The 20,848-nt window shown below is 62.2% G+C and carries 15 protein-coding genes and 1 pseudogene; 5 read left to right on the forward strand and 11 right to left on the reverse strand.

The annotated features are described in order from the left end of the window. Positions 1 to 33 precede the first annotated feature (33 nt). Together RHIBUN_RS32990 and RHIBUN_RS0100885 are read right to left on the reverse strand one after the other, a co-directional pair. A pseudogene (locus RHIBUN_RS32990) lies at positions 34 to 1,001 on the reverse strand (MBL fold metallo-hydrolase). A 147-nt stretch (positions 1,002 to 1,148) separates the two neighbouring features. After that, entirely contained in the window at positions 1,149 to 1,433 is a 285-nt protein-coding gene (locus RHIBUN_RS0100885) for a YciI family protein (RefSeq protein ID WP_025658031.1), read from the reverse strand. Positions 1,434 to 1,566: 133 nt separating this feature from the next. On the opposite strand from RHIBUN_RS0100885, the gene RHIBUN_RS0100890 reads away from it, so the two are divergent. Next, the gene (locus tag RHIBUN_RS0100890) at positions 1,567 to 2,475 is read left to right on the forward strand and encodes a GGDEF domain-containing protein (RefSeq protein ID WP_025658032.1); all 909 of its coding nucleotides are present in this window, start codon (positions 1,567 to 1,569) and stop codon (positions 2,473 to 2,475) included. Here the strand turns inward: RHIBUN_RS0100890 and RHIBUN_RS0100895 are convergent. From RHIBUN_RS0100895 to RHIBUN_RS0100905, 3 genes are read right to left on the reverse strand one after another with little or no spacing between them, the layout of a single operon-like run. Continuing rightward, the gene (locus RHIBUN_RS0100895) at positions 2,472 to 3,098 is read right to left on the reverse strand and encodes an aminotransferase class IV family protein (protein ID WP_025658033.1); all 627 of its coding nucleotides are present in this window, start codon (positions 3,096 to 3,098) and stop codon (positions 2,472 to 2,474) included. The genes RHIBUN_RS0100890 and RHIBUN_RS0100895 overlap by 4 nt on opposite strands. After that, positions 3,095 to 4,255, reverse strand: a complete 1,161-nt coding sequence (locus RHIBUN_RS0100900; RefSeq protein WP_025658034.1) for an aminodeoxychorismate synthase component I — start codon at positions 4,253 to 4,255, stop codon at positions 3,095 to 3,097. The genes RHIBUN_RS0100895 and RHIBUN_RS0100900 overlap by 4 nt, the downstream gene beginning before the upstream one ends. Positions 4,256 to 4,276: 21 nt before the next feature. Beyond that, positions 4,277 to 6,136, reverse strand: a complete 1,860-nt coding sequence (locus RHIBUN_RS0100905) for a M3 family oligoendopeptidase (RefSeq protein WP_156932660.1) — start codon at positions 6,134 to 6,136, stop codon at positions 4,277 to 4,279. A gap of 205 nt (positions 6,137 to 6,341) precedes the next feature. Between RHIBUN_RS0100905 and RHIBUN_RS0100910 the strand changes: the two genes are divergently transcribed. From RHIBUN_RS0100910 to RHIBUN_RS0100925, 4 genes are all read left to right on the forward strand, one after another. Continuing rightward, positions 6,342 to 7,895: a sigma-54 dependent transcriptional regulator gene (locus tag RHIBUN_RS0100910; protein WP_025658036.1), complete on the forward strand. Its 1,554-nt coding sequence runs from the start codon at positions 6,342 to 6,344 to the stop codon at positions 7,893 to 7,895. Positions 7,896 to 8,073: 178 nt separating this feature from the next. After that, positions 8,074 to 9,966, forward strand: a complete 1,893-nt coding sequence (locus RHIBUN_RS0100915) for a DUF882 domain-containing protein (RefSeq protein WP_025658037.1) — start codon at positions 8,074 to 8,076, stop codon at positions 9,964 to 9,966. Between the two features lie 170 nt (positions 9,967 to 10,136). Next, entirely contained in the window at positions 10,137 to 11,045 is a 909-nt protein-coding gene (locus tag RHIBUN_RS0100920) for a LysR substrate-binding domain-containing protein (protein ID WP_025658038.1), read from the forward strand. Between the two features lie 59 nt (positions 11,046 to 11,104). Continuing rightward, positions 11,105 to 12,211, forward strand: coding sequence for an HPP family protein (locus tag RHIBUN_RS0100925; RefSeq protein ID WP_025658039.1), 1,107 nt, complete (start codon positions 11,105 to 11,107; stop codon positions 12,209 to 12,211). 7 nt (positions 12,212 to 12,218) lie between these two features. Here the strand turns inward: RHIBUN_RS0100925 and RHIBUN_RS0100930 are convergent, their stop codons facing one another. The 6 genes from RHIBUN_RS0100930 to RHIBUN_RS0100955 are packed head-to-tail and all read right to left on the reverse strand — an operon-like array spanning position 12,219 to position 20,731. Next, a complete protein-coding gene (locus RHIBUN_RS0100930; protein WP_025658040.1) occupies positions 12,219 to 12,536 on the reverse strand; it encodes a hypothetical protein in 318 nt (105 codons plus the stop codon). Then, positions 12,536 to 14,032, reverse strand: a complete 1,497-nt coding sequence (gene cysG, locus RHIBUN_RS0100935) for a siroheme synthase CysG (RefSeq protein WP_025658041.1) — start codon at positions 14,030 to 14,032, stop codon at positions 12,536 to 12,538. The genes RHIBUN_RS0100930 and cysG overlap by 1 nt, the downstream gene beginning before the upstream one ends. After that, positions 14,004 to 16,661, reverse strand: a complete 2,658-nt coding sequence (locus RHIBUN_RS0100940) for a nitrate reductase (RefSeq protein WP_025658042.1) — start codon at positions 16,659 to 16,661, stop codon at positions 14,004 to 14,006. The genes cysG and RHIBUN_RS0100940 overlap by 29 nt, the downstream gene beginning before the upstream one ends. Continuing rightward, a complete protein-coding gene (gene nirD, locus RHIBUN_RS0100945) occupies positions 16,661 to 16,996 on the reverse strand; it encodes a nitrite reductase small subunit NirD (RefSeq protein WP_025658043.1) in 336 nt (111 codons plus the stop codon). Before nirD ends, RHIBUN_RS0100940 begins: the two co-directional genes overlap by 1 nt. A gap of 4 nt (positions 16,997 to 17,000) precedes the next feature. Next, a complete protein-coding gene (gene nirB, locus RHIBUN_RS0100950; RefSeq protein WP_018860288.1) occupies positions 17,001 to 19,451 on the reverse strand; it encodes a nitrite reductase large subunit NirB in 2,451 nt (816 codons plus the stop codon). A gap of 17 nt (positions 19,452 to 19,468) precedes the next feature. Then, positions 19,469 to 20,731 (reverse strand): nitrate/nitrite transporter, encoded by a 1,263-nt coding sequence (locus RHIBUN_RS0100955; protein ID WP_025658044.1) that lies wholly within the window; start codon positions 20,729 to 20,731, stop codon positions 19,469 to 19,471. Positions 20,732 to 20,848: the final 117 nt, after the last annotated feature.

Raw genomic sequence — 20,848 nt, forward strand, 5'->3', positions numbered from 1 at the left:
CAGATTTGGCTCATGCCCTGACCCGACAAGCCCTCAGTAGTCCCAGAAGACCGGCACCCAACGAAAATCGTCGCCCTCGACTGCAACGTGGCCGACGGACGGGAACGGCAGGTGCGTGGCAACGAGCTGTGCGCCGGTCTCCGCCAGCTCCCGCAAAAGTCGGACCCGGACGCGGGCCGCTTCTTCTGGATCGTGTTCGAAACCGTTATACCAGTCGGGGTGTTCGAACCGACCGCGAACACGGCGTCGCCGGCAAACATCAGCCGGTCGTTGCCGGACGCCACGCGGACCACGCTGTGCCCAGGGGTGTGACCGCCGGTACGTGTGGCGACCACGCCCGGCGCCACCGCTTGCTCTTCATCGAACAGCCGCAGATGGCTGCGGTATTCTTCCGTGAACCGTTTGGCGGCCGCCCGAAGCGCGTCCGGGAACCCCGGCGGCATCGAGACGCGGGAGAAATCGGGCGACTCCCAGAATTTGACCTCGGCGGCCGCCACGTGAATCCGCAGGTCCGGCCGCAGCCGCTCTTTCACTCCGTCGACCAGCAATCCGCCAACGTGGTCCATGTGCATGTGGGTCAGCACGACGTCGGTGACGAATCCAAGATCGATGCCGGCCGCCTCCAGTCGCTTGGCCAACTGCCCTGCCCGCGGCAAGTTCAAGTTCGGGTCAAACCCCAGCCCAGCGTCGATGAGTATGGTCTGCCCGCCGCTGCGCACCACGACCACGTTCAGCGCCCAGTCGAAAGCGTCCGGCGGCAGGAACATGTCCTTAAGCCAGGCCGCCCGGGCGGTCGGGTCGGCGTTATGTCCCAACATCGCGGTTGGAAGCGGCAGTACCCCATCGCTGACCACCAGCACGTCAATCTCACCGACCCGGACCGCGTAGCGCGACGGGACCAACTCTTCGGGCCGCAATCTGCCGGGCTGTGAGGTGTTGTTCTGGGTCATACCTGACTTCTGCTGACCCATCGTACCGCGTTTTGCTTCAGCCTGTGACATAATGCGCTCCTGTCTTTCGTGAGAGACATATGGGCAACGGACCATGCGGACTCTAGTGAAGCGTTTTGGCGGTCGAGGTACACCTAAGTTTGGGGCGGCCCGTGCTCCAAGTAGAGCACAGTGAATTGGCGGTGCGCCGGTTGTGAATCAGCCCTTTAAAATATCCAATCCCTCGATAGTCGTGGTGATGGCGACCTCGGTGATCTCGTATTCGGCGATGCCATGCACCGTGAAGGGATCTTTTGCGACGTAGGCCTCGATTTCGGCATGCTGACCGACCGCGAGCACCACGCCGCCAGTTCGCGGCACCTTGCGGCCGGAGGCGATGAACCAGCCTTTTGCATAGCCTTCCTTGACCCAGGCCATATGCGGCTCCATATGCCTGTCGGCTTCCTCGCTCGGCTTCACATAGGTCAGGGCGAGGATGAACATCGCAGAATTTCCTTTCGGGGTGTTGTGTTCCGATGCATGTGAATATTCAATCGGCGCCGAGCCATCCATCTTCTTTTTTGAGCTCTGCGCCAAAGTGCGAACCATTGTTTGCAGCGTGCCCCGGAACAATTGGATGAACCAGATATCTGAGCGGTTTGCCGAATTGCAGGAAGAAAGCGCGGTCCTGATCGCAGTTTACGATCAGGAAGACCGGTTGCGCTATGCAAATGCTGCCTTTCGTTCGACTTTCGCCATTGAACCGGACGAGACTCCCTTGTGGTCGGAACTCATGCGGCGCAATACGAAGGCGGGCAAGGGGACGATCATTCGCACTGCTGATTTCGAGACTTGGCTCGTTTCCGCGCAATCGCGCCGGGGCAAGCTGCCGTTCAGGGCGTTCGAAACCGACGTCGTCGACGGTCGCTGGTTCTGGATGACCGAGACCGTGCAGAAAGACGGCTGGATGCTTTGTGTTGCCAGCGACATCACCTCTCTGAAGCAAAGCGGGCGAGACGTACGGCAGGACCGCGACTTTGCGCTGCGGGCCTCGCAGACGGATGAGTTGACCAGTATTTCCAACCGTCGCTTCATGATGGCGGCGCTGGAGAGCCTGATCGCGGGGCAGGCCTCTGCCAATCCCGGCACTGTGGGCTGCATCTGCATCATCGACCTTGATTTCTTCAAGCGCATCAATGACATCTATGGCCACCAGTTCGGCGACGATGTGCTGATTGATTTCTCACGCCGCGTGCAGCCGGTTATCCGCCGACGTGACAGCTTCGGGCGGATCGGCGGCGAGGAATTCATGTTGATCCTGCCGGATACGACCCTGGCGCAGGCCGAACTGATCATAGAACGCCTCATCGGAATGGTGCGCGGCGCGCGTCCGATACCCACCGCACCGGCCTTCTCTTACACCTGCTCTGCAGGGTTGGCGGAGTTGCGGCCAGGAGAGACGGCGCGCGAGGTCTATGCCCGCGCCGACGAAGCCCTGTATCACGCCAAGCAAAGCGGCCGCGATCGGTTGAAGATCGTGGCCTAGCTGAGGAGGCGGGCCGGTATCAGTCCGCGCAACGAATTACCCATATAGAGTGTTCCGGCTGTCAGATCGTGGACAGAGATGCGTCCAACCCGCGCCTTGCGCTGGCAGATCAACTCGGTGCGCAAGACGCCGGCGAGCAGGCCGCAGGAGATTGGCGGCGTGCGCAACACGCCTGATCCGTCGTCGAGAAAGACTGAGGTGATGGTGCCTTCGCAGACCTCGCCGCGCTCGTTCAGAAGCAGAACTTCGTCAACTTCGGACGACGGATATTCGGCGCGTGCGGTCTCGTAGACACCACGGCGCGTCGTTTTCATCCGCAGCAATTTGTCGGCGGAATCGAGACGGGTTTCGGCAATCCGGACCTTCCATGTGGTGCCTTCTGGTATCGGCGCGAAGGGAGCCGTGGTGACCTCGATCTGCCCCAGCCGGTCGAGCGTCAGACGCGTTCGCCGTGCCGTTGTGGCGCTGCTAACCGCTTCTTTCAGTTTCGCGGCAGCATCCGTGGGGTCTGGAAAGCCGATGCGGCGCGCGGAGCGGGAGAGGCGCGCCAGGTGCAGGCGCAGCCTGACGAAACCGGCTTCGGGTTCCCATCGCAGTGTTTCGAGCAGCGAGAAGTCGTTCATCGCGCGATCTCCTGATCGCCGATCGCAAACCGCGCTTTCAGCAGGCACTCCTCGTATTCGGCTTCGGCGGTGGAATCAAAGACGATGCCGCCGCCGACGTTGAAGACCGCCTTGCCATCGGAAAAGAGGCTAATGGTGCGGATCGCCACAGAGAAGCGCATGCCGCCGCCGGGCGCAATCAAGCCGATCGCGCCGCAATAGGCGTCGCGCGGTGTGTCTTCCAGCGCGTGCAGGATCTGCATGGCACTGAGTTTTGGGGCGCCGGTGATCGATCCGCAGGGAAAGAGGGCAGCGAAGATATCGCGAATGGTCAGATTCGGAAGGAGTTTCGCCTGCACGTGGCTGACCATCTGGTGGACGGTCGGATAGGTCTCGATGTCGAAGAGTTTCGGGACATCCAGGGTGCCGACCTCCGTGATGCGCGAGATGTCGTTGCGCAGCAGATCGACGATCATGCGGTTTTCGGCTTGCGTCTTTATGTCGTCGCGCATCGCGGCGACGATTGCCGCGTCCTCGGTATCATCGGCCCCGCGTTTTGCCGTTCCCTTCATCGGATGTGTTTCGATCCAGCCCTCTTCGTCGGTGCGGAAGAAGAGCTCGGGCGAGCGTGAAAGCAGGATGGGGCCGCCGAGATCGACCAGCGCGCCGTATTTCACAGGCTGCCTCGAAATCAGCGACCAGAAGGCGGCGCGCGGATCGCCGGACCAGCGGGCGGTGATCGGCATGGTGAGGTTTGCCTGGTAGCAATCGCCCTGACGTAGGTGCCAATGCAGGCGATCGAATCGCTCTTTATATCGAGCAAAGTCCCAACCGGCCTTGGGCTCGCTCAGGAATTCGTCGTTTTCGCTGCGGTGTGTCTGCTGCGCGAGAGGATGGGTACCGGCTTCGGGAGTATCGAAGACGCCGAAGGCGAGCAGCGGGGTCTCCCGGCCTTCAGGCAGGAAAGCGGCGAGCTTTTCCTCGAAGAGGTAGCCGGCTTCATAAGCCATGTAGCCCGCCAGCCATTTGCCAGCCGCTTTTGCCTCTTCCATACGGGCAAGGCCCGCAAGGAACTCGGCGCGCGTCCGGGCAATGATGATCTCCGACGGATCGGAAAAGAGCATCACTTGCCCGGTCGTGTCATCCCGGAACAGAACGTAGCGTTCAGCCTTGGTCATGCCTGCCTTTGGATCGAGAGCTTATGCGCTCTTATCAAGCGCTTCCAATTCGTCGATCAGCCCTTCGATCATCGACAACCCCTTGCTCCAGAACGACGGATCGGTGGCGTCGAGGCCGAATGGCTTCAAAAGCTCCGAATGATGCTTGGTGCCGCCCGCCTTCAGAAGCTCGAAATACTTCTCCTGAAAGCCCTTGTCGGCCTTCTGGTAGACGGCATAGAGCGAGTTCACCAGGCAATCGCCGAAGGCGTAGGCGTAGACGTAGAAGGGCGAGTGGATGAAGTGCGGGATATAAGCCCAGTAGGTCTCGTAGCCTTCCGAGATCTTGATCGCCGGCCCGAGGCTTTCGGACTGCACTGAGAGCCAGAGGTCTCCGATATCATCCGATGTCAGTTCGCCGGCCTTGCGGGCGGTGTGGACTTTGCGCTCGAACTCGTAGAAGGCGATTTGGCGCACGACCGTATTGATCATGTCCTCGACCTTCTGGGCAAGCATCGCCTTGCGCTCACGCTTGTCCTTGGTCTTGTCGAGAAGGGCGCGGAAAGTCAGCATTTCGCCGAAGACGGATGCGGTTTCGGCAAGCGTCAGCGGCGTCTGGCACATAAGCGCGCCCTGGGCGCCGGCCAGAACCTGATGGACGCCATGGCCAAGCTCGTGGGCGAGCGTCATCACGTCGCGCGGCTTGCCGAGATAGTTGACGAGCACATAGGGGTGCGCCGACGGAACGGTCGGGTGCGCGAAGGCGCCGGGCGCCTTGCCGGGGCGGACGGGGGCGTCGATCCACTGCTCGTCGAAGAAGCGCTTGGCGATTGCGGCCATCTCCGGCGCAAAGTCGTCATAGGCCGACAGCACCGTGTCCTTCGCCTGGTTCCAGGAAATCACGGCATTGGAGGTTTCCGGCAGCGGTGCGTTGCGGTCCCAGAAGTTCATTTGGTCCATGCCGAGCCATTTTGCCTTCATCTTGTAGTATCGGTGCGAGAGGCGGGGATAGGCTTCCTTGACGGCAGCCGCCAGCGCGTCGACCACCTCGCGCTCGACACGGTTGGCAAGATGCCTGCTGTCAGCAATGTCCTCGAAGCCGCGCCAGCGGTCCGAGATGTCCTTATCCTTGGCGAGCGTGTTGGTGATCAGCGCGAAGATGCGCAGGTTTTCCTTGAAGGTCTTCGCCAGCGCCATCGCAGCCTTATGGCGAACCTCAGGATCCTTTTCCTGCAGCATGTTCAGCGTGACTTCGAGCGGCAGCTTCTCGCCGTCGACCTCGAAGCGCAGGTCCGCCATCGTCTCGTCGAACAGGCGGTTGAAGGCAGCCGCCGAGGTCATCGATTTTTCTAGGAACAGCTGTTCGAGCTTGTCTTCCAGCTGAAAGGGCTTGTCCTTGCGCAGGTCGATGAGCCAGGGTCGGTAGTGGCCGGCATCCGGGTCGTTTGCCATGCAGGCATTGATGACGGCGTCGTCGATGCGATTGAGTTCAAGCGCGAAAAACAACAGATGGCTGGAGAATTCGGTGATCTTTGTCTGGGCGTCACCATAGAGCTTGCCGTTCACCGGGTTCGATGTGTCGGAGAAATAAGTAAGGCCGGCAAAGGAGCCGAGGCGCCCGATAATGTCGTCCAGCGCCTCATACTCCTTCAGTGCCTGACCGATGCCCTCGGCGCCTTTTTTTGTCGCGGCATCGGCAAGCTTGCCCTTCCACTTCTCTTCGAAGGCGATTGCCTGTCTGCCGGCCTTCTCCATGTCGGCGGTAAAGGCCGTGGACGTTGCGGAGGGGTAGAGATCCTGCAGCTTCCAAGTCGGCAGTTCGCCCAGAGCGGCGTCGGTCGCGGAGGCAGCAGAACTTGCCGAAAAATTAATGGCGGTGCCGGAGAGCGTGTTTTTCATCATCGGGGTCCTCTTCCTCTTTTGCGACAGGCTTGACTGTCTATGCCGCTAAAGGCTTGGCATCAAGGGGCTTTCGCCTGCCCACAAGCTCCGTTTCGGGTCGGATTCGGCCTCGTCACAAACGTTAAAATGCAATTGTTTCTCAAAACTGGATGTTCAAGCCTTTCTGCCAAAGTGCCTCTCAGGTTTCGCATGAAGTGAGGCAGCAATGACCGGTTACCATGAGCTCAAGGGTGCAGCGCAGATACTCGTCGTCGAGGACGACCCGATCCAGCGTCGACTGCTCAAGAACGCGATAGAGCGTCACGGCCACGTCGTCCATCAGGCGGAAAACGGCCGGATCGGGCTGGAGATGGTGAAGAGAGGCAGCGGCCTCTACAATGTCATCGTTCTCGACCTGATGATGCCGGAGATGACGGGCCTCGAATTCCTCGAGGCACTGCACGAATTCGGCACGCATGTTCCGGTGATTGTCCAGACAGGGCAGGGCGGTATCGAGACCGTGGTGCAGGCAATGCGCGCCGGCGCCTTCGATTTCGTCGTCAAGCCGGTCTCTCCGGAGCGGATTGCCAATTCGATCTCCAACGCCCTGAAGCTCGACCAGCGCGAGGTCAAGGCACGAGCCGGCCGCCGATCGCGCTCCGGCGCCGTCGGCTTCGATGACATCGTTTCGGCCAGCCCGGCAATGCTCCGCGTCATCGATCTGGCGCAGCGCGCAGCGCAGTCGAACATTCCTGTCGTGCTTGAAGGCGAGTCCGGCGTCGGCAAGGAACTGGTCGCCCGTGCGATCCAGTCCGGCAGCGACCGTTCCGGCAAGCCATTCGTCACGGTCAATTGCGGCGCCATTCCGCACAATCTGGTCGAAAGCATTCTCTTCGGCCACGAAAAGGGCGCCTTCACCGGTGCCACCGAAAAGCATATCGGCAAGTTCATGGAAGCCGATGGCGGCACCATCTTCCTCGATGAGATCGGCGACCTGCCGCTCGAGGTTCAGGTCAAGCTGCTGCGCGCCGTCCAGCAGGGGGAAATTGAGACCGTTGGCGCCCGCACTGCGCACAAAGTCAATGTCCGGCTGATTTCGGCGACCAACAAGGATCTGATCGAAGAGGTCAAGAACGGCCACTTCCGCGAGGACCTCTACTATCGCCTGAATGTCTTCCCGATCACCATTCCCGCGCTCCGCAAGCGAAAGGAAGACATTCCGCATCTCGTGCGCGTCTTCACCGAGCGCTTCTCGAGCGAGCAGAAGAACGGCCATCGTATGTCGGTTAGCTCCGGTGCATTGGCTTTGCTCACAGCCTATGACTGGCCGGGCAATATCCGCCAGCTCGAGAACGCGATCTTCCGCGCGGTGGTCCTCGCCGAAGGCGGTGAGCTGACCGAAGCGGATTTCCCGCAGATTGCGGCACAGCTGCCCGAATACGAGGTCGTTGATCATTTGGCGCTGGTCGCCGACAACACGCGTGTCGATCGACAAAACGACTTTTCAGCCACCGACTATCCGGCCCATCAGGCCAGCGTCGAAGAGGCGGTTGCACGAATCACGGAGGCGCCCGACAACGCAATTGCGAGCACAAACCCTGCCGGGGACGTGCGCAAGCTCGCGGATGTCGAGGAAGAACTGATCCGATTCGCCCTTAAATTCTATCGGGGGCAGATGAGTCAAGTGGCTCGGAAATTGGGTATCGGAAGGTCCACATTGTACCGGAAACTCAAGGATTACGGCATAGACCCCGACAATCCGCTGAAGGACGCGGCATAGGATTTCTAATTAACTCTCCGGCAATCATCTTTTGTTACGAAACATAAACCACTTGTTAGTGGGCTGTTCACTATGTAAAGAAAAGGTTGAACGCGTGTGGCATTTTTGCCATCGTGTGACCGCATTTAACAGTCAACGGTGTCAAAGAGGGACCATCGGCTGTCTGACGGGGATTGAGTTGCCGGATCTGAATCGGAATACGAGACCTTCGCGCTTGAACTGGCGCACTAGGTCCACGGGCCTTTGCGGAAAGGTGTTTAGGACGGCTATGGCCGCCCTTCTCGCACTCGCCGTTTCGTCGCCTGTTCTAGTCAGTTCGCCTTCCGAGGCGGCAGGCGAAACGCGTAGTCTCAAACTCTATTTCGTCCATACCGGCGAAAAAGCCGTCATCACCTACAAGCGCAACGGCCGGTTCGACCCGAAGGGTCTCCAGCAACTGAACCGGTTCCTTCGCGACTGGCGTAAGAACCAGCCGACGAACATGGACCCGCGCCTTTTCGACCTCATCTGGGAAGTCTACCGTCAGAGCGGCTCGCGCGACTACATCAACGTCGTCTGCGGCTTCCGTTCTCCGGCCACCAACGCCATGCTGAAGTCGCGTTCGCGCAATTCCGGCGTCGCCGAGAAGAGCCAGCATATGCTTGGCAAGGCGATGGATTTCTTCATTCCCGACGTCAAACTGGCTACTTTGCGCGGTATCGGCATGAAAATGCAGGTCGGCGGCGTTGGATTCTATCCGAAATCCGGCTCTCCCTTCGTCCACATGGACGTCGGCGGCGTCCGCGCCTGGCCGCGCATGAGCCGCGAAGAACTGGTCCGGCTCTTCCCCAACGGCAACACGATGCACATCCCATCGGATGGCCGTCCGCTGCCGGGCTACGAGCAGGCGGTGGCCGATTACAAGCGTCGCGTGAGCTCGACGCAGGTGCAGATGGCAAGCTCCGGCGCCTATTCGGGCTCGTCGGTCGGCGATCAGCCAAAGCATAAGACGCTGTTTGCAGCCCTGTTTGGAGGCGGCGCCGACGAGGCCGAAGACAGCTCCGATGATGATAGCAGCGCAGCAGTGGCGGTCGCGAAGGCGACGCCGCCAGCGGCTAACATGCCGAACGCCGCCAATCCCGGCGAGCAAGCGCCCGCGCAGGCTACTGAAGTCGCAAGTGTAAACGCGCCGATTCCGCAGGTGCGTCCGGCGTTCGCCAATCAGCCAGGCGGTAGCGAGATGGCCAGCGCCCTCGTCGCTCCGCAATCCGGAAATGCAGCGCAGCAAGCCCTTTCCGCTGTGACCGAGCAAGGTCAGCAGCAGTTCGCGGATCTCAGCGCCTACAGCGTACCGGTTCCTTCCCTACTCGGACCGCGCCGCTCTCCAGGAGACGCGGAAGTCGCCTCGGCTAATCCATCTGCGATGACGGGGAATCTCGCAGAGGTTCCGACGCCGGGTGAACGACCGGCGCTTGCCGAGAAGCTTCTGGCCGCGGCGAGTGCCGATGCCGAAGCTGAGGACGACATGGTGGACCAGGAAGATACGCTTTCTCCGGCCGTTGCCGATGCCCTCGACCAGCAAAATGTTGATGGCGATCGTCAAGTCGCATCCAACCAGGCGCCGGTCACGAGCGTCGAGCAGGCTATTAACGCGGCAATGCCGCAAAAGGTTCCGGGCGAAAGGCCGCAATTGCAGCTTGCCGCTCTGATGCCGGCGACGAAGTCCGCAAGCTTCGGCGATGCGTTCGATGCACCGAAGCCGACCGATGCGAATGGACTGTCGCAGGGCCTGCCGACCAAGGGCGGCCGCCCGACGAAGCATGAGGCGGCAGAGGCCGACGCCAGCCGCGCAACGGTTCGCACCGAGCCGAAGCTGACGCAGAAGATCATCTCGCAGTGGGCGCTCACCAATGCCCGCATGGAAATGGTCACCAAGCCGGTCAAGGCGCCGCGCTTCGTCAGCCAGACGCTTCGTGCCCAGCCGACGGCGGTCTATGCCGAGGGCTTCACGAAGACAGCCTCCATCGATCCGGGCCGCTTCAGCGGCACTGCGGTCAACTTCATGGAAGTGCGGAAGTTCGACTCGAACTAAGTCGGACAGAACAAGAATTTCGAAGAGCCGTCGGAGCAATCCGGCGGCTCTTTTGTTTTCCGAGCCGGGGCGGGAAAATCGGGCAACGCGGTCACATCCCAGAAAGAGCGGTTGATTTTCGTTTCCATTTAGAGAATAAAGCGCCTCCCGTATTCTTTTCGAGCGAATATATGGATCTGTCGTCAATTGAAATCTTCAAGGCAGTCGCGGCGCATTCCAGCGTCACGAGGGCGGCGGCCGCAGTGGGGCGTGTGCCGTCGAGCGTCACGACGCGCGTCCAGCAGCTCGAAGAGGATCTTGGGGTGGCGCTGTTTTCTCGAGACGGCAAAAAGATGTCGTTGACGCGCGAAGGCACGATCTTTCTATCCTATGCGACACGTCTTGCCGATCTGGCCGTGGAAGCAAAGCAGGCCGTGCGGCCGCTGGCTGCATCGGGCGTGATGCGCGTCGGAACGATGGAAAGCACGGCCGCGAGCCGACTCCCCGACGTTATCAGGCGGTTCGGGTCGCTGTGGCCCGACGTTTCCCTGCAATTGACGATGGGGGCGACACGGGAGCTCATGCAGAGCGTGCTCGCCGAAGAGCTGGATTGCGCGTTGATCGCGCGGCCGCCGCCGACATCGCTGGACGAGACGCGCTATGCCGATCTCGACCTCGGCCGGTTTGAAGCGCGGCGGATCTATCTCGAGGGTCTGATCCTCGTCCTTCCGCCGAAGCATCCCGAGGTGAAAGCCGCAGCCGATCTGCGTGTCGGGACGCTCGCCGTGATGGAACCAGGCTGCACCTATCGGCGCATGGCCGAGGAGTGGGCTGAGGCCGCCGCTTCGCCGCGCACGCTCGAGCTCGGCTCCTATCATGCGATCCTCGCCAGCATTGTCGCCGGCAACGCCTTCGGCGTCATGCCGCGCTCCGTCTACGACCTTCTGCGCTGGCCGGCCGATATCGTCACCCGCGAGATTGGCGCAGTGGAGACATTTCTCGTTCGCCGCAAGGGTGACCGATCGGACGCGTTCGAGGCTTTTCACGATGTCCTCATTGCCTCGAGGGGCAGGGACGGTCTCTCACCTCCAAGCGGCTGACCTCTGCGCGCAACCTTCTTGCAACCCGCACGCTTCGTTTCACAAACTGTCGGTTCGTCATGTCAGATTCCAGCACTCCCAAGGCCCTCGGCCGCCGCTTGTTTTCGCCGATCCTCGCCGGCGCCACGCTCCGTGAGCGCATGCTTGCCTGCCTTGGCGCGCTGATTGCGATCGCGCTGACAGGCATGGTCTGTGGCTACTTCTTCGGCCAGGGCCCGCACCTGCCGCTAATCGTCGCGCCGATGGGGGCTTCGGCCGTGCTGCTTTTCGCCGTGCCGGCAAGTCCGCTGGCACAGCCCTGGTCGATCATCGGCGGTAACACGATTTCGGCGATGATGGGCATTCTCGCCGCGCACTTCATTCATGAACCGATCATCGCGATCGGCGTCGGCGTCTCGTTGGCGATCGGCGCAATGTCGTTCACCCGCTGCCTTCACCCGCCGGGTGGCGCCGCGGCGCTGACCGCCGTGCTGGGCGGCCCGGCGGTAGCGAGCTGGGGGCTGCTTTTCCCCTTTGTGCCGGTGGCGCTGAATTCCTGCATCCTGGTGGCGCTCGGCATTGTTTTCCATAAACTGGGACGGCGAAACTATCCGCACGTCGCCGTGCCGGCGCCGGTCAATACGCATCAGACGATCGATCCGCCGTCCGTGACACGGATAGGCTTCCGCGAGGAAGACGTCGACGCGGCGCTGGCGAAGTTCGAGGAAACGTTCGATATCGACCGCGGCGACCTGAGCCGCTTGCTGCGGCAGGTCGAGGTGGAGGCTGCCGTTCGTTCCCATGGCACCGTCAGCTGCGCCGACATCATGTCGCGTGATGTGATTGCGGTCGGGGAGAACGCCACGGCGGAGGATGCGCGCGCGCTGCTTTTGAAGCACAACATCCGCACGCTGCCCGTTAAGGATGGCAGTGGGCGATTGATCGGCACGGTCGGGCTGCGCGAATTGATGCAGGCCGAGCAGGTTGCCGGCCATATCGTGACGGCGGCAACCGCTCCTCCGGATGCGCCGGCCGTCAGTCTGTTGCCCGTCTTGACGGACGGGCGCACCCACGCCGTTGTCATCGTCGATCCCACCGGCCATGTCGTCGGGCTCATCTCGCAGACGGACCTGCTAAGCGCCACGGCCCACATGCTGCCGGAACGGACGGCGCGGATCGCGGCCTGAATTTCGGCTAGAAGAGAGTGGGCGGTCCGAACTGCAGATATGCGGCCAGACTAAGCGCGGAAAGCGAGATGGCAAACGGCGGCGCCGGCGTGCGCATCGTCCGGCCGAGAAGCAGGCCTAGCGCCGCGATCAGCATGCCGAGCCATGGTCCGTTGCCGGCGAAGGCCAATCCGAGAGCGGAAAGGCTGACGGCGCTGGCGATCATGGTCAGCGGCGCAGTTGCCACCGCGGCCTGTGTTTCGCCGCGAAAGATGCTGCTGAAGGGCGGCCAGCTCAAGGCAATGGCAAGAACGAGGAGGGCGGGGGCGATCGTGTGGAGCTGCATCAGCGCGCACCCCTGACCAAACGATGATAACCGTCGAAACCGTTCGTGTCGCGAACGTTCAGGCGTGCTGCAAGCGCAGTGCCGACCGCAATCAGTACCGGATTGTCGTAGCCGATCGCCGCAATTCCCTCAGGGATGGTTGCGAGCGTGCCGCTCCAGTCACGTTCGGTCGAACGGCTCACGTCGCTGATGATGATGGCCGGCGTTTCCGGCGGCAGGCCTTCCTCGATCAACCGGTCGGCGATGAGCGGTGCCGTCCTGCCACCCATGTAGAAGACAGCTGTGGTGTGCGGATCGGCGACAGCGGCCCAGTCGACATCGATCGGCAGGCCGCCATGACGAGAATGGCCGGTGATGAAGCGGACGGATTGGGCATGGTTGCGATGCGTCAGCGAAATCCCGAGGCGGGACGCCATGGCGCTTGCAGCTGTTATGCCGGGGATGACATCGACGGGGATGTTTTCGCGATCGAGATGGGCAATCTCTTCGCCGGCGCGGCCGAAGATCATCGGATCGCCGGACTTCAGCCGTACGACCCGCTTGCCTGATTTGGCGAGCTTCACCATCATGGCGTTGATGTCTTCCTGGCGGCAGCTTGTGCGGCCACCGCGCTTGCCAACCAACATGCGCTTGGCTTCTCGCCGGGCAAGCTCCAGAACCTCTGAAGAAACCAGGTCGTCGAAGAGGATCACGTCCGCGGCTTGCAGGGCGCGGACGGCCTTCAACGTCAGAAGCTCCGCATCACCCGGGCCGGCGCCGACCAGCGTCACGCGACCGCGCGAGCAGTGGGCGGGCGCTTCCCGAAGCCTGTCGGCCTCCTCGAGAAGCAGCCCGCCGACGCCCTCCTCCGGCGTATCCGAACTTGAAAAGGCGCGATCGACAAATCGCTCCCAAAAGGCGCGGCGGAGCGGGCCGGGAGTCAGTCGTTCATTGACCCGGTCGCGCAATGTCTGAGCGAGTTCAGCCCAACCCTTCAGTGTCCAAGGCAGCAATGTCTCGATGCGACGCCGGATCGCCTGGGCGAGGATCGGGGCGGCGCCATCCGTCGAGATCGAGACGACGACGGGTGAGCGATTGACGATGGAGCCGAACTGGAACTGGCAGAAGACAGGCTTGTCTATGACGTTGACTGGGACGCCGGCCATGCGGGCGGCGTCGAAGAAGGCTTTCGCCTCGTCCTCTTCCTCACAGTCGGCGATGGCGATGGCCGCGGCGGCGAAGATGGTTTCATTCCATCCATGGCAGTGACGGACGAAACTGCCCCGAGGATGCTCGGCGCCGCGCGAGATCAGCTTCTCGAAAGTGTCGGAAAGCGCGTCGGCGTAGACATGCACCTGCGCGCCGCAGGCAGCGAGAAGCTCGGCTTTCCAGGCGGCGGCATCGGATCCGCCGGCGACGATCACGCGCTTGGATTCAAGTGCCCAGAACACCGGCAGCTTGGCAAGCGGTTCCATGCGGGCGGGTGCTTCATTCCGCGGCTGCTGCAAGACATCCATCGATGATCCCCCTGATTTCGGCGCGGCACGAGCCGCAGTTGGTTCCGGCATTGAGTTCCTTGCCGACGGCTTCGACGCTGTGGCAGCTGCCGCGTACAGCGGCGACGATCTGGTTGACGCCGACGCCGAAGCAGGAGCAGACGGTGGCACCCGGATCGGGCTTGTCTGCGCCCGGGCGACCGGCAACGAGAGCGAAGCGCTTGCGCAGATTGGTGTGCTCGGCGGTGAGCTGCGAGATCGCCCAGTTGCGCGCAACAGCCACCGGTTCGCGCGCCAGGAACAAGGCGGCAAGCAGTCGCTGGCCGCCAAAGAAGGCAAGCCTCAGATCGCCGGATTGCTGGTCGGCGTAACCAAGCGGCTCGACGCCCTCGGGAATAGCGAAGGTGCTGCGGCACCACGTGCACCAGTCCTCGACCGGCTGGTCGAAGGCGAGCTCCACTCGCCAGCCGCCTTCGGCCTTTGCCAGCGCCCAATAGGCGGCATCGAGGTGATCAGGCTTGGCTGCGGAAACGGCAAAGCCGTAGCGCGCCGCTTTGAAGCGTCGAGCAGCAACCGCACCATTCTTCGATGCCGGCTGGCCGGAGATTGCGTCGGTCAAGGGTGCGACGACGGCGTCGATGCGTGCCTTCGCGGCGAACTGATCGTTCCAGTGCATCGGTACGAAAATGCTGCCGCGCGCCTGGCGCTCGGTGATCAGGGCCCGAACCACGGCTTTGCCGTGAGGGCTTTCGATTTCGACGAGGCCGGCATTGCCGACGCGGATCTCGATGGCGTCGCGCGGATGAAGCTCTGCGAAGGGCTCGGCGATGTGCGAGGAGAGCCGCGCACTTTTGCCCGTCCGGGTCATCGTGTGCCACTGGTCGCGGATACGGCCGGTGTTCAGTGTGAAGGGATAGTCGGCGCTGGTGCGATCCGAGGCGACCGGTTCGACGGCGATGAAACGTGCCTTGCCGTCGGCGTGGTAGAAGCCGCCCTTGGCGAAGAAGCGGGTCTCGGTCGCGTTGTGGCCTGCGGGCTGTGGCCACTGGAAAGGGGGGAGTTCGTCGTACGACTGATGGTTCAAGCCGACGTATGCGCCGATATCAAAGTCGCGACGACCGTTGTTCTCGAAGGCGGAGAGAGCGGCGTGCTCGTCGAAGATTTCGGCATTGGAGCTGAAGTCGAAGGCTTGGGCAAAATCCATGCGACGCGCCACTTCGGCAAGCTGCCACCAGTCGGCGCGGGCCTCTCCCGGTGCATCGAGGAAGGGGCGCTGGCGGGAGATGCGGCGCTCGGAGTTGGTGACAGTGCCGCTCTTCTCACCCCAGCCGAGCGAGGGCAGAAGGACATGGGCGTGACGGGCGGTGTCTGTGCTTTTCAGGACATCGGAGACCACGACGAAGGGACAAGCCTTGATGGCGGCCTCGACGGCGTCGGCATCCGGCATGGAAACAACCGGGTTGGTCGCCATGATCCAGAGCGCCTTGATGCGGCCGTCGGCGACAGCCCTGAACATGTCGACGGCCTTCAGGCCCGGCTTTTGCGCAATGGCCGGCGCATTCCAGAAGCGCTGGACACGGTCGCGGTCCTCGGCATTTTCGATGGCCATGTGGGCGGCAAGCATGTTGGCAAGCCCACCGACTTCGCGACCACCCATCGCATTCGGCTGGCCGGTGAGCGAGAACGGGCCCATGCCCGGCCGGCCGATGCGGCCGGTGGCGAGATGACAGTTGATGATGGCGTTGACCTTGTCGGTGCCAGATGAGGACTGGTTGACGCCCTGGCTGTAGCAGGTGACGACCTTCTCGGTCGTGGCAAAGAGGCGGTAGAATTCGCGAAGCTGCATGGCCGGCAGGCCGGTCATATCAAGCACCTCGTTGAAGGAGACGCCTGTGGCAGCCGTAAAGGCCTCCGCAAAGCCGTTGGTATGTTCGGCGACGTAGTTCTGGTCGATGGCGTTGCTTGCGATCAGGTGTTCGAAAAGGCCGACGAAAAGGGCAACATCGCTGTCCGGGCGGATGGCGAGATGCAGGTCGGCGATATCTGATGTCATCGTCCGCCGCGGATCGATGACGACGACCTTCATGCCGGGGCGCGCGGCCTTGGCCGCCGCCAGCCGCTGGTAGATGACCGGGTGGCACCAGGCGAGGTTCGAGCCGGTGAGGATCACCAGATCGGCAAGCTCGATGTCTTCGTAGGTACCCGGCACTGTGTCCGAGCCGAAGGCGCGGCGGTGACCGGCGACGGAGGACGACATACAGAGCCGCGAATTGGTGTCGATGTTGGCCGAACCGATGAAGCCCTTCATCAGCTTGTTGGCGATATAGTAGTCCTCAGTCAGCAGCTGGCCGGACACATAGAAAGCAACGGAATCGGGGCCGTGCTCGGCGATGGCATCGGAAAATCGTTGCGCGACGAGGTCAAGCGCCTGTCCCCATTCTGCCCGCTCCCCCGCAATTTCCGGATGGAGGATGCGCCCGTTGAGATCGACGGTTTCTCCGAGCGCCGAGCCCTTCGAGCACAGCCGCCCGAAGTTGGAGGGATGGTCCGGGTCGCCCTTGACGGACACCTTGCCGTCTTCCGCGAGCTTGGCGATGACGCCGCAGCCGACACCGCAATAGGGACAGGTTGTCTTGACCTCTTTCTGCATCATTCGGCTGCCATCATCAGGCTTTCGAGCGCGATGTAGAGGGCGCCGTCCTCGTTGCGGACGGGAATGGTCCGCACTTCGCCCTCATCGGCGCCGAGCGCCTTGCCGGTTTCGAGCGAGATCACCCAGTTGTGCAACGGGCAGGTGACGGCCTTGGCATGGACGATGCCCTGAGAGAGCGGCCCGCCCTTGTGCGGGCAGTGGTCCTCGATGGCGAAGACCTCGTTTTCGGCCGTTCGGAAGACGGCGATCTTTCCCTGGGGTGTCTTCACGCAGCGAGCGCCCCGCAGCGGAATGTCGGAGATGTCGCCGATTGAAATCCAGTTCATATCCATCTCCTTACTCAGCGGCCTGCGGGTAACCGATGGTCGCCATCGGCTTAAACTCATGCTTGTCCTTGCCGGAGACGCGCTCCGACCAGGGATCGACCTGGGCGAATTTCTGGGAGAAGACGAAGCGATCGTAGTAAGCCTCGCGCTTGTCGGCGTCGCCCATGATCTGGCGGCGTATTTCCTCCAAGCCGACGCGCTTTGCCCACTTGTAGATGCGCTCGAGATAGCGGGCCTGCTCGCGATACATCTGTGTCAGCGCCACGATATGTTCCAGCGCCTCGTCCTCGGTCCTGACGAGGCCGAGGACCTCCGTGCCCTTGATGTCGAGGCCGGCGGCGCCGGCGAAGTGGATCTCGAAACCCGAGTCGACGCAGATGACGCCTATATCCTTGCAGGTCGCTTCGGCGCAGTTGCGCGGGCAGCCGGAGACGGCGAGCTTCAGCTTCGCCGGCGTCCAGGAGCCCCACATGAACTTCTCGATGCGGATGCCGAGGCCGGTGGAGTCCTGCGTGCCGAAGCGGCACCAATCGGAGCCGACGCAGGTCTTCACCGTGCGCAGGCCCTTGGCATAGGCCTGTCCGGAAACAAATCCTGCCTTGCCGAGATCGGCCCAGACAGCCGGCAGGTCTTCCTTCTCGATGCCGAGCAGGTCGATGCGCTGGCCGCCCGTCACCTTCACCATCGGGATTTCGAACTTGTCGACGACATCAGCGATGGCACGCAGTTCGTTGGAGTTCGTCACGCCGCCCCACATGCGCGGAACGACGGAATAGGTGCCGTCCTTCTGGATGTTGGCGTGGACGCGTTCGTTGATGAAGCGCGACTGGTAGTCGTCGGCATATTCGTCCGGCCAGTCGCAGACGAGGTAGTAGTTGAGAGCCGGGCGACACTTGGCGCAACCGCACGACGTCTTCCATTCGAGCTCCTGCATGACGGCAGGGATGCTCTTCAGACCCTTGGCCTTGATGAGGCGGCGGACGTCGTCATGGCTGAGTTCGGTGCAGGTGCACATCGGCGTGACGGCGGCCGGGTTGTAGCTGTCGCCAAGCGTCAGCGTCATCAGCTTTTCAACGAGGCCGGTGCAGGAGCCGCAGGAGGCGGACGCCTTGGTGTGGGCGCGCACGTCGTCCAGCGACGTCAGGCCTTTGGACGTGATCGTCGACGTGATCTTGCCCTTGCATACGCCGTTGCAGCCACAGATTTCCGCGTCATCCGGCAAGGCTGCAACGGCCGCCATAGGGTCCAGCGGCGACCCTCCCTGGTAGGCCTGACCAAAGATCAGCGTTTCGCGCATCTCCTTGATATCGGTCTGTTTCTTTTTCAGATCGTTGAACCAGGCGCCGTCGGCGGTTTCGCCGTAGAGCACGGTGCCGATGATCCTGTTGTCCTTCAACACGAGGCGCTTATAGACGCCGGCTGAGGCGTCGCGCAGCACGATTTCCTCTCGGTCGTCGCCATCGGCGAAGTCACCGAGCGAGAAGAGCTCGATGCCTGTCACTTTGAGCTTGGTCGGCGTGTCGGAATGCACGAAGGCAGCGGAACGGTCGCCGGATAGATGCGAGGCGGCGACGCGGGCCATCTCGTAAAGCGGAGCGACAAGGCCGTAGACCATGCCGCCGACTTCGGCGCATTCGCCGAGCGCCATGATGCTGCCGTCCGAGGTTAGCATGCCGTCATCGACGACGATGCCGCGGTTGACGGCAATGCCGGCGTCCTTGGCGAGCCCAACGCTCGGGCGGATGCCGACCGCCATGACGACGAGGGTCGCCGGAATGATACGGCCGTCGTCGAGCTCGATGCCCTCGACCTTGCCGTTACCGATGATGGCCTTGGTATTGGCCTTGCAGATGACCTTGATGCCTCGCTCTTCCACGGCCTTCTGCAGGAGATAGCCGGCAGCAGGATCGAGCTGGCGCTCCATCAGTGTCGGCATGACATGCAGGACAGTGACGTCCATGCCGCGAGAGGCAAGGCCGGCCGCCGCTTCAAGGCCGAGCAGGCCGCCGCCGATGACGATCGCTTTCTCGCGAGACTGGGCGGCGAGCAGCATCGCCTGCACGTCGTCGAGGTCGCGATAGGTGATGACGCCGGGCAGATCCTTGCCGGGCACGGGAATGATGAAGGGCACGGAGCCGGTGGCGATCACCAGCTTGTCGTAGCTTTCCGTGACGCCGTGATCCGATGTGACCGTCTTGGCCGCACGGTCGATCTTGATGATCTTGTGGCCCTTGTAGAGGGTGATGCCGTGCTTGATGTACCATCCATCGCCGTGGATGATGATCTCTTCGTAGTCCTTCTCGCCGGACAGAACCGGCGAGAGCATGATGCGGTCATAGTTGACGCGCGGCTCGGCGTTGAAGATCGTGACCTGATATTGGCCCGGCGTCCTTTCGAACAGGTGCTCGAGCATGCGCCCGGGCGCCATGCCGTTGCCGATGATGACAAGCTTCTCAGTCATGGTTTCAGGTCCTCAGATCAGGTGGCAGCGACGGCTTGGGCGGAGAGGCCACGGCGGTCGAGTTGCTTGACCGACAGGTGCATCCAGACCAGCGAAATGATCACGATCGCAAAGAGCAGCATGAAGCAGCTCGACCAGAGGCCGGTCATATCCTTGAGAAAGCCGAAGGCGATCGGCAGGATGAAGCCGCCAAGGCCGCCCATCATGCCGACGATGCCGCCAACGGCGCCGACGCTTTCAGGGTAGTAGGCCGGGATGTGCTTGTAGACGGCGGCCTTGCCGAGGCTCATGACGAAGCCGAGAGCGAAGATGACGACGATGAAGACCGCAGGCGTGATGCCGACCGTTGCGCTTGCGCCGGCAGCCGGGAGTGACAGGATGAGTGTCGCGACAGCTGCGACGGCGAACATCACATACATCACGCTGCGGGCGCCCTTCTTGTCGGAGACAACACCGCCGAACGCACGAAAGATGCTGCCCGGGATGGAATAAGCGGCTGCGACCATGCCAGCAGTTGCTAGATTGAAGCCGTAAACACCGACCAGATAGCGGGGCAGCCACAGCGACAGGGCAACGAAACCGCCGAAGGCGAAGAAGTAGTAGAGGGAGAAACGCCAGACCTGGACGTTTTTCAGCGGCGCGAATTCCTGTGCCAGGCTCTTGGAGGCAACCTTGCCCTCGCGGCGAAGGCGGAAGGCCGGATCATCCGTTGTGGTGAACCAGAAGACGATTGCCATTAATGCCAGGCCGACCGCCCAGATCTGAGCAACCGCCTGCCAGCCCCAGGCGATCAAGACGAAAGGTGCCGCGAATTTGGTCACTGCGGCGCCGACGTTGCCGGCACCGAAGATGCCGAGCGCCGTTCCCTGCTTTTGAGGCGGGAAGAAGGGCGAGACATAGGCGACGCCGACTGCGAAGGAGCCGCCGGCAAGGCCGACGCCGAGGCCGGCGATCAGCATCTGCGTGTAGGTCTGGGCATAGGAGAGGAGGAAGGTCGCCAGGGCAGCAGCCAACATGGTGAGCGTGTAGACGAGGCGGCCGCCATAACGGCCGGTCCAGATGCCAAGGACGATACGGACAAGCGAACCGGTCAGAACGGGCGTGCCGACCAGCAATCCGAACTCGGCTTCGTTCAGGCCGAGATCCTGTTTGATGCGGATGCCGATGATCGCGAAGATCGTCCAGACGGCAAAACAGAGGGTGAAGGCAATCGTGGACATCCACAATGCTTTGGCTGGTTCGCCGGCGGACATGGACTGCGTGTTCCTGATAACAGACATGGCTTCTCCGGGGCCCGACAAGGTCGTGCCTATCCATCGCTAGGGGTTAAAAACAAAAAGCCGCTGGTCAGGGCGCGCTTTCACTAGACGTGCGCGAGATATCCTGATCAGCGGCTT

This window comes from Rhizobium sp. IBUN (assembly GCF_000510625.1).
GTDB lineage: Bacteria > Pseudomonadota > Alphaproteobacteria > Rhizobiales > Rhizobiaceae > Rhizobium > Rhizobium altiplani.

Excerpts from the sequence above, each read along its gene's own strand:
- RHIBUN_RS0100890 (WP_025658032.1), top strand. The coding sequence starts at position 1,567 with ATGAACCAGATATCTGAGCGGTTTGCCGAATTGCAGGAAGAAAGCGCG.
- RHIBUN_RS0100910 (WP_025658036.1), top strand. The coding sequence starts at position 6,342 with ATGACCGGTTACCATGAGCTCAAGGGTGCAGCGCAGATACTCGTCGTC.
- RHIBUN_RS0100885 (WP_025658031.1), bottom strand. The coding sequence starts at position 1,433 with ATGTTCATCCTCGCCCTGACCTATGTGAAGCCGAGCGAGGAAGCCGAC.
- RHIBUN_RS0100955 (WP_025658044.1), bottom strand. The coding sequence starts at position 20,731 with ATGTCTGTTATCAGGAACACGCAGTCCATGTCCGCCGGCGAACCAGCC.
- RHIBUN_RS0100920 (WP_025658038.1), top strand. The coding sequence starts at position 10,137 with ATGGATCTGTCGTCAATTGAAATCTTCAAGGCAGTCGCGGCGCATTCC.
- cysG (WP_025658041.1), bottom strand. The coding sequence starts at position 14,032 with ATGGATGTCTTGCAGCAGCCGCGGAATGAAGCACCCGCCCGCATGGAA.
- RHIBUN_RS0100930 (WP_025658040.1), bottom strand. The coding sequence starts at position 12,536 with ATGCAGCTCCACACGATCGCCCCCGCCCTCCTCGTTCTTGCCATTGCC.
- RHIBUN_RS0100905 (WP_156932660.1), bottom strand. The coding sequence starts at position 6,136 with ATGATGAAAAACACGCTCTCCGGCACCGCCATTAATTTTTCGGCAAGT.
- nirD (WP_025658043.1), bottom strand. The coding sequence starts at position 16,996 with ATGGATATGAACTGGATTTCAATCGGCGACATCTCCGACATTCCGCTG.
- RHIBUN_RS0100900 (WP_025658034.1), bottom strand. The coding sequence starts at position 4,255 with ATGACCAAGGCTGAACGCTACGTTCTGTTCCGGGATGACACGACCGGG.
- RHIBUN_RS0100940 (WP_025658042.1), bottom strand. The coding sequence starts at position 16,661 with ATGCAGAAAGAGGTCAAGACAACCTGTCCCTATTGCGGTGTCGGCTGC.
- RHIBUN_RS0100895 (WP_025658033.1), bottom strand. The coding sequence starts at position 3,098 with ATGAACGACTTCTCGCTGCTCGAAACACTGCGATGGGAACCCGAAGCC.
- RHIBUN_RS0100925 (WP_025658039.1), top strand. The coding sequence starts at position 11,105 with ATGTCAGATTCCAGCACTCCCAAGGCCCTCGGCCGCCGCTTGTTTTCG.
- nirB (WP_018860288.1), bottom strand. The coding sequence starts at position 19,451 with ATGACTGAGAAGCTTGTCATCATCGGCAACGGCATGGCGCCCGGGCGC.